The sequence below is a fragment of the Pseudomonas sp. GXM4 genome (assembly GCF_008923895.1).
In the GTDB taxonomy this organism is placed as follows: domain Bacteria; phylum Pseudomonadota; class Gammaproteobacteria; order Pseudomonadales; family Pseudomonadaceae; genus Aquipseudomonas; species Aquipseudomonas atacamensis.
In genome coordinates this window covers 1-12,444 of sequence record NZ_WBRZ01000030.1, presented here as the reverse complement: position 1 = coordinate 12,444, position 12,444 = coordinate 1, and the positions used below count along the sequence as shown (strand labels likewise).

10 protein-coding genes are annotated in these 12,444 nt (G+C 60.6%); 3 read left to right on the top strand and 7 right to left on the bottom strand.

Features of this window, described 5'->3' with window-relative positions:
- The first annotated feature begins 173 nt into the window (after positions 1-173).
- Entirely contained in the window at positions 174-986 is an 813-nt protein-coding gene (gene tcdA, locus F8N49_RS06935; RefSeq protein ID WP_372241008.1) for a tRNA cyclic N6-threonylcarbamoyladenosine(37) synthase TcdA, read from the top strand.
- 125 nt (positions 987-1,111) lie between these two features.
- On the opposite strand, the gene F8N49_RS06930 is transcribed toward tcdA, so the two are convergent.
- From F8N49_RS06930 to F8N49_RS06915, 4 genes are all read right to left on the bottom strand, one after another.
- The gene (locus tag F8N49_RS06930; protein ID WP_151551050.1) at positions 1,112-1,516 is read right to left on the bottom strand and encodes a SufE family protein; all 405 of its coding nucleotides are present in this window, start codon (positions 1,514-1,516) and stop codon (positions 1,112-1,114) included.
- The gene (locus F8N49_RS06925; RefSeq protein ID WP_122610705.1) at positions 1,513-2,718 is read right to left on the bottom strand and encodes an aminotransferase class V-fold PLP-dependent enzyme; all 1,206 of its coding nucleotides are present in this window, start codon (positions 2,716-2,718) and stop codon (positions 1,513-1,515) included. The genes F8N49_RS06930 and F8N49_RS06925 overlap by 4 nt, the downstream gene beginning before the upstream one ends.
- A 126-nt stretch (positions 2,719-2,844) precedes the next feature.
- Positions 2,845-3,879 (bottom strand): 2,3,4,5-tetrahydropyridine-2,6-dicarboxylate N-succinyltransferase, encoded by a 1,035-nt coding sequence (dapD, locus tag F8N49_RS06920; protein ID WP_041478134.1) that lies wholly within the window; start codon positions 3,877-3,879, stop codon positions 2,845-2,847.
- A 31-nt stretch (positions 3,880-3,910) separates the two neighbouring features.
- Complete coding sequence (locus tag F8N49_RS06915) at positions 3,911-4,273, bottom strand: ArsC family reductase (protein ID WP_038860603.1); 363 nt, start codon at positions 4,271-4,273, stop codon at positions 3,911-3,913.
- A 284-nt stretch (positions 4,274-4,557) separates the two neighbouring features.
- On the opposite strand from F8N49_RS06915, the gene F8N49_RS06910 reads away from it, so the two are divergent.
- Entirely contained in the window at positions 4,558-6,189 is a 1,632-nt protein-coding gene (locus tag F8N49_RS06910; protein WP_151551049.1) for a Na+/H+ antiporter, read from the top strand.
- 45 nt (positions 6,190-6,234) lie between these two features.
- Here F8N49_RS06910 and dapC read toward each other — a convergent pair whose 3' ends face one another.
- The 3 genes from dapC to map all read right to left on the bottom strand — a co-directional run bounded on the left by dapC (position 6,235) and on the right by map (position 11,183).
- On the bottom strand, positions 6,235-7,434 hold the full coding sequence (dapC, locus tag F8N49_RS06905) for a succinyldiaminopimelate transaminase (protein WP_151551048.1): 1,200 nt from the start codon (positions 7,432-7,434) through the stop codon (positions 6,235-6,237).
- A 223-nt stretch (positions 7,435-7,657) separates the two neighbouring features.
- Positions 7,658-10,360: a [protein-PII] uridylyltransferase gene (locus F8N49_RS06900; protein ID WP_016771478.1), complete on the bottom strand. Its 2,703-nt coding sequence runs from the start codon at positions 10,358-10,360 to the stop codon at positions 7,658-7,660.
- 40 nt (positions 10,361-10,400) lie between these two features.
- On the bottom strand, positions 10,401-11,183 hold the full coding sequence (gene map / locus F8N49_RS06895) for a type I methionyl aminopeptidase (protein WP_024011828.1): 783 nt from the start codon (positions 11,181-11,183) through the stop codon (positions 10,401-10,403).
- Between the two features lie 373 nt (positions 11,184-11,556).
- Between map and rpsB the strand changes: the two genes are divergently transcribed.
- On the top strand, positions 11,557-12,294 hold the full coding sequence (rpsB, locus tag F8N49_RS06890; RefSeq protein ID WP_003222119.1) for a 30S ribosomal protein S2: 738 nt from the start codon (positions 11,557-11,559) through the stop codon (positions 12,292-12,294).
- Positions 12,295-12,444 lie beyond the last annotated feature (150 nt).

The following is a 12,444-nucleotide window of genomic DNA, read 5'->3' as shown; positions in this document are numbered from 1 at the left end:
GACGCCCGAGGGGCGCGCATCCTACACCGGCGGTTAACCAGTCGTACAACTGACGGGAAAATGCCTGACATTGGGCAGCCGTCTCTGACTTAAGTTCTTACACTTGTCGCTTGCAGCTTAAAACTTGTCGCTGCGTAGCCCTATAATGCGCGCCGGTTTTTGGGGTAATGGTCATGAGTACAGAAGATCCGCGGTTTGCAGGCATCGCCCGTTTGTATGGCATCGAGGGCCTGGAACGCTTGCGCGCCGCCCATGTGGCGATCGTCGGCGTTGGTGGCGTCGGTTCCTGGGCGGCGGAAGCCATCGCCCGTTGCGGGGTTGGCGAGATATCGCTGTTCGACCTCGACGACGTCTGCGTCAGCAATGCCAACCGCCAGTTGCATGCGCTGGACAGCACCGTCGGCAAACCCAAGGTCGAGGTGATGGCCGAGCGTCTGGGCGGGATCAATCCTGATTGCACGGTGCACGCCGTGGCCGATTTCGTCACCCGCGACACAATGGCTGAATACATTACGCCGGACATCGACTGTGTGATCGACTGCATCGATGCGGTCAATGCCAAAGCGGCGCTGATCGCTTGGTGCAAACGCCGCAAGATCCAGATCATCACCACCGGCGGCGCGGGCGGGCAGATCGATCCGACGCTGATTCAGGTCTGCGATCTGAACCGCACATTCAACGATCCGCTGGCTTCGAAAGTCCGTTCGACCTTGCGCCGGGACTACGGCTTTTCCCGCACCGTGACCCGTCACTACAGCGTGCCGTGTGTGTTTTCCACCGAACAGCTGCGCTACCCGAAACCGGACGGCAGCATTTGTTTGCAGAAGAGTTTTGTCGGCGATGGCGTGAAGCTCGACTGCGCCGGCGGGTTTGGCGCGGTGATGATGGTTACCGCGACATTTGGCATGGTCGCGGCGACCAAGGCTGTGGACAAGATTGTCGCTGGTGTTCGGCGCCCGGCGGACCGGGTCAAACCTCAGATTTGATGCTGGGTCTTTGATCGTTCCCACGCTCCGCGTGGTAATGCAGCCCGGGACGCTCCGCGTCCCATCCAGAGCCGAACGCGGAGCGTCCGTTGAGGCATTCCCACGCAGAGCGTGGGAACGATCAGTCAGCGAGCCAACTCATTCATCCGCTGAAGCACGGCATTCAGGCCATTACTGCGCGAAGGCGACAACTGCCGCGACAGTCCCAGCTGATTGAACCACTCCGGCAAATCCACCTGCTGCAACTCTGCCGCCGACAAGCCGTTAACCCGCAACAGCAGCAACGCCACCAACCCGCGAATCATCCGCGCATCGCTGCTTGCCTTGAACTGCCAGTGTCCGTCGCGCAACTCACCGACCAGCCACACCTGACTCTCACAGCCATGCACCCGGTTGGCCTCGCACTTTTGCGCGTCATCCAGCGCCGGCAAGCGATCGCCGAACTGCATCAGCAGCCGCGCCCGCTGTTCCCAGCCCGCCGCAGTCTGAAACGTCTGCAGCGCTTCGGCCGCTTCCACCGGCAGGCTCATCGCAACATCTCCAGGGCCTGGTCCAGCGCCTCGAAAAAGCGCTCCAGATCTTCCGAATCGTTATACAGCGCCAGCGACACGCGGATCGCGCCGGCCAGTTCGAAGCTTTTCATCAGCGGCATGGCGCAGTGATGCCCCGCACGCACGGCGATGCCTTGTTCGGTAAGCAGATGCGCCAGATCAGCGTTGTGCACGCCTTCGACGACAAAACTGGCCAGCGCCAGTTGCGGCTTGCCGAGCAGGCGAATGCCATTGCGGGCGGCGAGGCCGCGCAACAGGTAGTCGTGCAGCGCCGCTTCGTGGGCAGATACGGCGTCCTGATCCAAACCGGCCAAGTAGTCGAGGGTCGCTCCGAGGCCGATGACACTGGCGATCGGCGGTGTGCCCGCCTCGAACCCCAACGGCGCCGGGCGGAAGCGCGAATCCTGATAGTTGGCGTCGAGCACCATCTCGCCGCCGAATTGCCAATGCTGCAATTGCTCCAGCGCAGCGTTGCGCCCGAACAGCACGCCGAGGCCATCGGGGCCGTAGAGTTTGTGGCTGGAAAATACATAGAAGTCGCAACCCAGCGCCTGTACATCATGCCGACCGTGCACCACACCTTGCGCACCATCGACCACGGTCAGCGCGTTCTGCGCCTTGGCCATGCCCAGCAAAGCGGTCAGTGGCTGCCAGGCGCCGAGCACATTGGACAACTGGCTGACCGCCAACAAACGCGTGCGCGGGCCGATCAGGTGTACGGCAGCGCCGAGGTCGATCAGGCCGTCGGCATCCAGCGGCAGGATCACCAGTTTCAGCTGGCGGCGTTGCGCCAGTTGCTGCCACGGCAGTAGGTTGGCGTGATGCTCCAGGGCGCTGATGACAATCTCATCGCCCGGCTGAAACAGAGGCTCCAGACCATAAGCCAGTAGATTCAGCGCGCTGGTGGCGCCGTGGGTGAAGATGATTTGCCCGCTGTCACCGGCATTCAGCCATTGGCCAACCTTGCGCCGACTGTCTTCGAACGCTTGCGTCGCGTGGGCACCGGGCAGGTGTTGCGCACGATGCACATTGGCCGCGCCGTTGGCGTAGTAATGCGTCAGTGCGTCGAGCAGGGCCTGGGGTTTTTGCGTGGTGGCGGCGCTGTCCAGATAGGTCTGGTCTTGCCGTTGCAGCGCGGCGATGGCCGGGAAATCGGCGCGCCAAGGGGAGGGGATCATCATGAGTTCAGCCCTGTGAAATTGGGCGGGATGTACGCCAAACCTTGCGGGAGCGAGCCTGCACGCGAAAGCGTCCTTGAGGACGCCAAAAGCTTCGCGAGCAGACTCGCTCCCACAGGCCTACAGCGCTTAGTTGTGAGCGTGCAGCGCTTCGTTCAGTTCGATCGCCGATTTGTGGGTCTTGCATTCCACAGCACCGGTTTCCGAATTGCGACGGAACAGCAGATCAGTCTGACCGGCCAGCTCACGCGCCTTCACAACCTTGACCAGATTGTTGTTTTCGTCGAGCAGCGCAACCTTGGTGCCAGCGGTCACGTACAGGCCCGACTCCACAGTGTTGCGGTCGCCCAACGGAATGCCGATACCGGCGTTGGCGCCGATCAGGCAGCCTTCGCCGACCTTGATCACGATGTTGCCGCCGCCCGACAGGGTGCCCATGGTCGAGCAACCGCCGCCCAGGTCCGAACCCTTGCCGACGAATACGCCAGCGGAAACGCGGCCTTCGATCATGCCCGGGCCTTCGGTGCCGGCGTTGAAGTTGATGAAACCTTCGTGCATGACGGTGGTGCCTTCACCGACATAAGCGCCCAGACGCAGACGTGCAGCATCAGCGATACGCACGCCGGCCGGTACCACGTAGTCGGTCATTTTCGGGAACTTGTCCACCGAGAACACTTCCAGCAGCTCGCCGCGCAGGCGTGCTTCGAGTTGCATTTCTGCCAGTTCGCTCAGGTCGATCGCGCCCTGGCTGGTCCACGCCACGTTCGGCAGCAGCGGGAAGATACCGGCCAGGCTCACGCCGTGCGGCTTGACCAGACGGTGCGAGAGCAGATGCAGCTTGAGGTAGGCCTCAGGCGTGGAGGTCAGTTGCGCGTCTTCGGCCAGCAGCGTGGCGACCAGCGGCTTGTGGCTTTCGGCCAGGCGGGTCAGCAGCTTGCCTTGCACGGCGTCGATGCCTTTCACGGCTTCAGCCAGTTGCGCAGCCTGGGCGGTGGTGAAGGTGATGGCCTGGTTGCCTTCGGTGTAACCGAGGATCGGCGCAACAGCCGCGACCAGTTCGGCCGAAGGATTGAGCAGTGGCTGTGCGTAGAACACTTCCAGCCATGCGCCTTGACGGTTCTGGGTGCCGACACCAAAGGCGATGCTGAACAGGGAATTGGACATGTGAATACCTCTACAAAGAGTGACGGGCTGCTTACTTCAGAGCGGCCGCGTAGATATCTGGCTTGAAGCCAATCAGGGTTCGGTCACCGAGATCGAGCACCGGGCGCTTGATCATCGAGGGCTGTGCGAGCATCAGTTCGATGGCTTTCGCCTGGTCGAGATCGGCTTTGCGTTCGTCGTCGAGTTTGCGAAAGGTCGTGCCGGCGCGGTTCAACACAGTTTGCCAGCCGTGCTCGTCGCACCATTGGGTCAGGTGCTCACGGTCAATGCCGGCGGTCTTGTAATCGTGAAAGTCATAACTGACAGCGTGTTCATCGAGCCAGGTGCGCGCCTTTTTCATGGTGTCGCAGGCTTTGATGCCGAAAAGGTGCAACGTTTTACTTGAAACGGCCAAGGAATCGCCCCCTTTACAGGTGCTGGAAAAAAATGGTGACGGATTATGCCATGACCGGACGGTTTCGCGGCGCCTCAGGTCGATTTGGCAATGCAAAACCCCTGTAGGAGCTGACGAGTGAAACGAGGCTGTGATCTTTTGATCTTGTTTTCAAAGATCAAAAGATCGCAGCGTTCCGCAGCTCCTACAAAAGCGAGGGCTGCGACGTATGTGCAACGGTCAGCCACAGCCTAAGGCGCTAATATGGCAGTTCAACGCTGTCGATCGCCTGAGATTCTGGTTTTATGCAAACTGCTTACACCGTCCTCATCCTGCTGATGCTGGTCAGCGTCTCGCGACTGGTCGGGCGGGTCATCCCGCTGCCGTTGCCGCTGGTGCAAATCGCCGCCGGTGCCTTGCTCGCCTGGCCGACGCTTGGCCTGCACGTCGCCCTCGATCCCGAATTGTTCCTGTTTCTGTTCCTGCCGCCGCTGCTGTTTTCCGATGGCTGGCGCATGCCTAAACGCGCCTTCTGGCAATTGCGCGGACCGATCCTGACCCTGGCCGTCGGCCTTGTTCTGTTTACCGTGGTCGGTGCCGGTTATTTCATTCATTGGCTATTGCCAACGATTCCGCTGCCAGTGGCCTTTGCCCTTGCCGCGGTTTTGTCACCGACGGACGCCGTGGCGGTTTCAGCGATTTCGCAGAACCGTCTCCCGACGCCGCTGATGCACATCCTTCAGGGCGAGGCGCTGATGAATGACGCCTCAGGCCTGGTGACCTTCAAGTTCGCCCTCGCTGCAGCGGTCACGGGCGTGTTTTCGTTGACCAATGCCAGTCTGACCTTCGTCGCGGTGGCGCTCGGTGGCCTGGCTGTGGGTGTAGCGTTGAGCTGGCTGGTCGGGCGCCTGCGCGCGTGGATGATCGCCCGTGGCTGGGACGATCCGGCCACGCATGTGGTGTTCATGTTGCTGCTGCCGTTCGCCGCTTATGTACTGGCCGAACGTTTGGGCGCTTCAGGGATTCTTTCCGCTGTGGCAGCGGGGATGATGCAGAGCTGGCTCGATCTGTTGCCACGCCAGACCAGCACGCGATTGCTTAATCGCAGCGTTTGGGCGCTGCTCGAATTTGCGTTCAATGGCTTGATCTTCCTGCTGCTTGGCCTGCAATTGCCAGACATCATCAAGGCGGTGGTCAGCCATGAGCCGACGCTGTGGCCGACGCTGTTCTATCGCTGCCTCGATGTGTTGGCGATCTTCGTCGCGCTGGTGCTGCTGCGCTTCATCTGGGTGCAAAGCATCTGGCGCTTGTCGGTGTTGCTGCGCCGACTGCGCGGCAAGGGTGAGCTGACGCAAGTGCCGACGGCGCGTTCATGCTGGTTGCTGACGGTGGGCGGTGTGCGCGGGGCGGTGACGCTGGCAGGGGTGATGTCGGTGCCGATGCTGATCGGCGCCGAGGCTTTTCCTGAACGCGATTTATTGATCTTCATTGCAGCCGGGGTGATTCTGCTGTCGCTGGTCTCGGCCTGTATCGCGCTGCCCTTGCTGCTGCGCGGCATCGACAAAAGTCCTGACGACAAGCGTCGCCAGGAAGTGCGCGACGCTTGGCGCAAGACTGCCGAAGCGGCGATTCACTCGCTGGAAAGCGAAGAAGTGGGCCCACAGGATGCCGCTCAAGCGGCGCTGGCAGCGGAGCTCAAGGCGCGGATCATGTCCGAATATCGCCATCAACTTGATGTGTTCAATGATTCCGCCGAGGCTCAGGCGCTGGCATTCCAGATGGATCTGCTTGAACGGCGTTTGCGCTTGAAAGCGCTGCGCGCGCAGCGTCTGGAACTCTACAGCCTCAGTCGTCAGCACCAGATCGGTGATGACGTGTTGCGAGAAGTGCTGGGGGAACTGGATTTGAGCGAGGCCAATCTGGGGCAGGTCAAATAACCGCTTGAGCGCTTGCAGCAGGGGACTGCCGCAAGCGCTCCGCGATCACTTCTGGCGGGTGATGAAGTCGCGAATCCGTTCGGCGGCTTCGACGCATTCCGCCAGCGGCGCAACCAGTGCCATACGCACACGGCCGGCGCCAGGATTGACGCCATCGACATCGCGAGACAGGTACGAGCCCGGCACCACGGTCACATGCTCCTGCTCGAACAGATCACGGCAGAACGCCGCATCATCGCCCTGCACATTCGGCCACAGGTAGAAGCTGCCATCCGGGCGCTGTACGTCCAGCACCGGGTTGAGGATGTTCAGCACCGCATCGAACTTCTCGCGATACAGCGCGCGGTTGGCGCGCACATGCACTTCGTCATTCCACGCGGCAACGCTGGCCAGTTGAGTCTGCACTGGCATCGCACAGCCGTGGTAAGTGCGATAGAGCAAGAAGCCTTTGAGGATGTCGGCATCACCGGCAACGAAGCCTGAACGCAGGCCCGGCAGGTTGGAGCGCTTGGACAGACTGTGGAAGACCACGCAGCGCTTGAAGTCATTGCGGCCCAGTTCGACGCAGGCGCTGAGCAGGCCCGGCGGCGGAGTCTGTTCGTCGAAGTACAGTTCGCTGTAGCACTCGTCGGCGGCAATGACGAAGTCGTACTGATCAGCCAAGGCGATCAGCTTCTTCAGGGTCTCAACCGGAATCAGCGCGCCGGTCGGGTTGCCCGGCGAGCACAGGAACAGGATCTGGCAGCGCTGCCAGATGTCTGGCTCTACTGCGTCGAAGTCCGGGTTGAAGCCGTTTTCATCCAGGCACGGCAGGTAATGCGGCTTGGCCCCGGCGAGGAACGCCGCGCCTTCGTAGATCTGATAGAACGGGTTCGGGCTGACCACCAGCGCATCGTCGCCACGGTTGACCACGGTCTGGGTAAAGGCGAACAGCGCTTCACGGGTGCCGTTGACCGGCAGCACATTGCGCGCCGGATCGATCCAGCCGTTCGGCACGCCAAAACGACGCTCGCACCAGCCGGCGATGGCTTCGCGCAGGGCCGGGATGCCGAGGGTGGTCGGGTACACCGCCATCTGATCCAGATTGTTCGCCAGCGCTTCGGCGACAAAACTCGGCGAACGGTGTTTCGGCTCGCCGATCGACAGGGCGATCGGGCGTTTGTCCGGGTTCGGCGTAACGCTGCCGAGCAGGGCGCGGAGCTTTTCGAACGGGTACGGCTGGAGCTGGTTCAGAGCGTTGTTCATGGGGGCCTCTTTTAAATGCTCAAGAGCTTTCTGTGGCGAGGGGATTTATCCCCGTTGGGCTGCGCAGCGGCCCCAAAAACCATCCACTGCGGTTCAACTGAATGTCCGCTTACACAGGTTTTACGACTGCTTCGCAGCCGAACGGGGATAAAGCCCCTCGCCACAGGGGATTGAATGTACCGGAGGAAAGCATGGGCTGCATTCACACGGATAAACGGGTGATTCAGATACTGATCCGCGAAAGTTTGATATCCGGTTCCTGATTGACGCTCAGCTGTTCGACGATCGCATCCTGCAAACGGCTGCACAGCAGCGGATCGGACAGCGGCTGGTTATGCGCGTCGGTGATGAAGAACACGTCTTCCACGCGCTCGCCCAGGGTCGCAATCTTGGCGTTCTGCAGCGACAGATCGAACTCGAGGAAAATCCCCCCGACCCGCGCCAGCAGGCCCGGCCGGTCAGGCGCCGTCAGTTCCAGCACGGTCACCGGACGCTGGGCGTCGTTGTGGATCGTTACTTGCGGGGCGAAGGCGAAGTGTTTGAGCTGGCGCGGCACACGGCGCTGGATGATCGTTGGGTAGTCGTCCGGGTTGCGCAGCGCTTCGGTCAGGCCTTCGCGGATCTGCTTGATCCGCGCGGGGTTGTCGCCGATCGATTCGCCTTCGTTGTCGAGCACGATGTAGGTGTCGAGAGTGAACTGGCTGCTCGAGGTGATGACCCGGGCGTCGTGAATGTTCAGGTTGAGCTGGTCCATCGCCGCCACGGTCACGGCGAAGAAATCGTGCTGGTCCGGTGCATAAATGAAGATCTGCGTGCCGCCTTCAAACTCGCGCTGGGTGGTTTCCTTGATCAGCACCAGCGGCCCGCCATCCACCGGTTGCTGCAGGATCGCATCGCTGTGCCAGGCTACATCGCCGGCGGTGTGGCGCAGGAAATAGTCATCGCCCAATTGCGCCCACAGTTGCTCGACGTCATCCGGGTCGGTGCCGCCGCGCACCAGAATGTCCAGCGCCGCGCTTTGCGTCTGGCGAATCTGTTCTTCGCGATCCACCGGGTTTTCCAGACCGCGGCGCAGGGCCCGTTTGGTTTCGGTGTAGAGCTGGCGCAACAGGCTGGCGCGCCATGAATTCCACAGCGTCGGATTGGTCGCGTTGATGTCGGCCACGGTCAGCACATAGAGATAGTCGAGGCGTGTTTCGTCGCCGACCGCTTGAGCGAAATCGTGGATCACCTGCGGGTCGGACAGATCCTTGCGCTGCGCAGTGGTGGACATCACCAGGTGGTTCTGCACCAGCCAGACGATCAGGCGGCTGTCCCACACCGGCAACTGGTGACGCTGGCAGAACGCCTCGGCATCGACCGCGCCGATCTCCGAGTGATCGCCATGCCGGCCCTTGCCGATGTCGTGATACAGACCGGCCATGTAGATCAGCTCAGGTTTGGGCAGCTTGGCCATGAGCTTGGCGGCCAGCGGAAATTTCTCCGAGACCTGGGTGTACTGCAGTTTGCGCAGGTGCTTGATCAGATTCAGCGTGTGCGCATCGACCGTATAGATGTGGAAGAGGTCGTGCTGCATCTGCCCGACGATAAAACCGAACTCCGGCAGATAACGGCCGAGAATGCCGTAACGGTTCATCCGCCGCAGATTGCGGTGGATGCCGATCTTGCACTTGAACAGCTCGATGAACAGGCTGGTGTTGCGGATATCGTTGCGGAAGTTGTCATCGATCAGGTGCCGATGTTCGCGCAGCAGACGAATGGTGTCGGCGCGCACGCCTTTGATTTCCGGCTGTTGGGCCATCAGCACGAAAATTTCCAGCATGGCGAACGGCGTGCGGCGGAACACATTGTCATTGCGCGCTTCGATGTAACCGTCATGCAGCTGGAAGCGTGAATTGATCGGTTGCGGCGGCGCCTCGTCTTCCGGAGCGAGGATGACTTCCTCGAAGTGCTGGATGATCAAGTCGCTTAACTGGGCGATGCTCATCACCGTGCGGAAATACTGCTGCATGAAGTTTTCGACCGCCTGTTTGGCGTCGTCTCCTTCAAAGCCGAGCAGGCCGGCAATGGTGCGTTGATGATCGAACAGCAAGCGGTCTTCCGAGCGGCCGGCGAGCATGTGCAGGGCGTAGCGCACTTTCCAGAGGAATTCCTGGGAGGAGGCGAGCAGGGCGTTTTCGCTTTCGACCAGAAAGCCTTCGCCAGCGAGGGCGCGCAGGTTCAGGGTGCCGTACTGACGCCGGGCCACCCACAAAATGGTCTGAATATCGCGCAGGCCGCCGGGCGAACCTTTGACGTTCGGTTCGAGGTTGTATTCGGTGTCGTTGTATTTGTGGTGACGTGCTTTCTGTTCCGCACGCTTGGCCAGGAAGAACTCCTTGGCCGGCCACATGTGCGCGGTGCTGGTGACGTCGAGCATGCGCTGGCGCAGACGCTCGGGGCCGCAGATGGTGCGGCTTTCCATCAGGTTGGTGACCACAGTCAGGTCGGCGCGGGCCTCTTCTGCGCATTCGTCGACCGAGCGCACGCTCTGGCCGACCTCCAGACCGATGTCCCACAGCAGCGTCAGAAAACGCTCGATGGAATCGCGGAAAACTTCGTGGTCGGCACTGTCGAGCAGAATCAGCAGATCGATATCAGAGTAGGGGTGCAGTTCGCCGCGACCGTAGCCGCCCACCGCCACCAGAGCGATGTCGGCGTCTTCGCTCCAGTTGAACTGCTCCCAGGCCTTTTGCAGGATATTGTCGACAAACCAGGCGCGGTCCTCGATCAGCCGGCGGATGTCGCGGCCATTGCGAAAACGCGTGTCGAGGACCTCGCGGGCCTGGCGGATCGCCTTCTTGAACGCCGCGATAGGACTCGCTTTGAGGGCCAGTTCAGCCTGGAACTGGCCGCGGTCGAAGAGTTCGGGATCCACCTGCGGCATCGATTGGCTTTCCTTCTATAGGCTGGGAGCGTTCTGGGTGTCAGGCCGAGATACGCGGGATGGTGTCATCGCTGCGCAAAGTGAAAATCTCGTAGCCGGTGTCGGTGACCAGCAGGGTGTGTTCCCACTGGGCCGAGAGCTTGCGGTCCTTGGTGATCGCGGTCCAGCCGTCGCCGAGAACCTTGGTGTCGGCCTTGCCCTGGTTGATCATCGGCTCGATGGTGAAGGTCATGCCGGCCTTCAGTTCCATACCGGTGCCGGCGCGCCCGTAGTGCAGAATCTGCGGTTCTTCGTGGAAGACCTTGCCGATGCCGTGACCGCAGAACTCGCGCACCACCGAGAAACCGTTCTTTTCCGCGTGCTTCTGGATGACTTCGCCGATGTCGCCGAGGCGGCAGCCGGGTTTGACGATCTCGATGGCCTTGTACATGCATTCCTGGGTGACCTGCGACAGGCGCTCGGCCCAGACCGGTACCTCGCCGACGTGGAACATGCGGCTGGTATCGCCGTGGTAGCCGTCTTTGATCACCGTGACGTCGATGTTCAGGGTGTCGCCGTTTTTCAGCGGTTTGTCGTTCGGAATGCCGTGGCAGACCACATGGTTGATCGAAGTGCAGATCGACTTCGGGTAGCCCTTGTAGTTGAGCGGGGCAGGGATGGCCTGCTGCACGTTGACGATGTAGTCGTGGCAGATCTGGTTGAGCTGATCAGTGGTCACGCCCGGTTTGACATGTTCGGCAATCATTTCCAGCACATCGGCGGCCAGTTTGCCGGCGACACGCATGCCAGCGATGTCCTCGGGGGTTTTGAGGTTGACGGTCATACAGGCTCTCTCTGCGCTCGGCGGCGCTTACGGATACGAATTGGGTGGCAAGCGTACATTTTGCGACCCTGAAAAACGCGATTCTACCAGACGAGAGGCGCAAATCCGCGCCTCCATGTCTGGCTTGTGTCTATACAATGGTGCCCATCGAGCCGATTCCAAGGGGGCTGCGCCCGTGTCCCTGGTGCGAATACAGATTCCGGGTTCCGTTTCTGCGCACCCTGTGGTATAAAATGCGCCGCTTTCCGGGGATGCCCCGAAAAGCTTAAATCCACACACGTGTCGACACGATGACCTGGGTGCCTTGGGCTTTATGCCTCTGGTTGGTCATTGGGATACGTGGAGGCCAAACCCGACTTATCAAGGAACTATCATGTCCCAAGTCAACATGCGCGATATGCTGAAGGCCGGTGTGCACTTCGGTCACCAAACCCGTTACTGGAATCCGAAAATGGGCAAGTACATTTTCGGCGCGCGTAACAAGATTCACATCATCAACCTTGAAAAAACCCTGCCAATGTTCAACGAAGCTCTGACTTTCGTAGAGCGTCTGGCCCAGGGCAAAAACAAGATTCTGTTCGTCGGCACCAAGCGTTCCGCTGGCAAGATCGTTGCTGAAGAAGCAGCACGTTGCGGCTCGCCGTACGTCGATCACCGCTGGTTGGGCGGCATGCTGACCAACTTCAAAACCATTCGTGCTTCCATCAAGCGTCTGCGTGACCTTGAAGTTCAAGCCGAAGACGGTACTTTCGCCAAGCTGACCAAGAAAGAAGCGCTGATGCGCTCCCGTGATCTTGAGAAGCTGGATCGTTCGCTGGGCGGCATCAAGGACATGGGCGGTCTGCCAGACGCACTGTTCGTGATCGACGTTGACCACGAGCGCATCGCGATCACCGAAGCCAACAAGCTGGGCATCCCGGTCATCGGCGTTGTCGATACCAACAGCAGCCCGGAAGGCGTTGACTACATCATCCCAGGCAACGATGACGCCATTCGCGCTATCCAGCTGTACATGGGTTCGATGGCTGACGCAGTTATCCGCGGTCGCAACAACGTTGCTGGCGGTACTGTAGAATTCGCAGCTGAAGAAACTCAGGCTGCAGCTGAGTAATCGACGCCCCTGGCGTTGACTCAGTAAGCAAAAAGGGGGCTTGGCCCCCTTTTTGCCACCTCGAAAACCATTTGTCGGCGCCCACGTCTTTATTTGTCATGTGCGGCAGCCAACATGGGTGGGTCGGGAAGAATTGAACGCCCGTTCGAT

Coding starts and splice junctions, on each gene's coding strand:
- tcdA (WP_372241008.1), top strand. CDS start 174: ATGAGTACAGAAGATCCGCGGTTTGCAGGCATCGCCCGTTTGTATGGC.
- F8N49_RS06930 (WP_151551050.1), bottom strand. CDS start 1,516: ATGAGCCTGCCGGTGGAAGCGGCCGAAGCGCTGCAGACGTTTCAGACT.
- F8N49_RS06925 (WP_122610705.1), bottom strand. CDS start 2,718: ATGATGATCCCCTCCCCTTGGCGCGCCGATTTCCCGGCCATCGCCGCG.
- dapD (WP_041478134.1), bottom strand. CDS start 3,879: ATGTCCAATTCCCTGTTCAGCATCGCCTTTGGTGTCGGCACCCAGAAC.
- F8N49_RS06910 (WP_151551049.1), top strand. CDS start 4,558: ATGCAAACTGCTTACACCGTCCTCATCCTGCTGATGCTGGTCAGCGTC.
- dapC (WP_151551048.1), bottom strand. CDS start 7,434: ATGAACAACGCTCTGAACCAGCTCCAGCCGTACCCGTTCGAAAAGCTC.
- F8N49_RS06900 (WP_016771478.1), bottom strand. CDS start 10,360: ATGCCGCAGGTGGATCCCGAACTCTTCGACCGCGGCCAGTTCCAGGCT.
- map (WP_024011828.1), bottom strand. CDS start 11,183: ATGACCGTCAACCTCAAAACCCCCGAGGACATCGCTGGCATGCGTGTC.
- rpsB (WP_003222119.1), top strand. CDS start 11,557: ATGTCCCAAGTCAACATGCGCGATATGCTGAAGGCCGGTGTGCACTTC.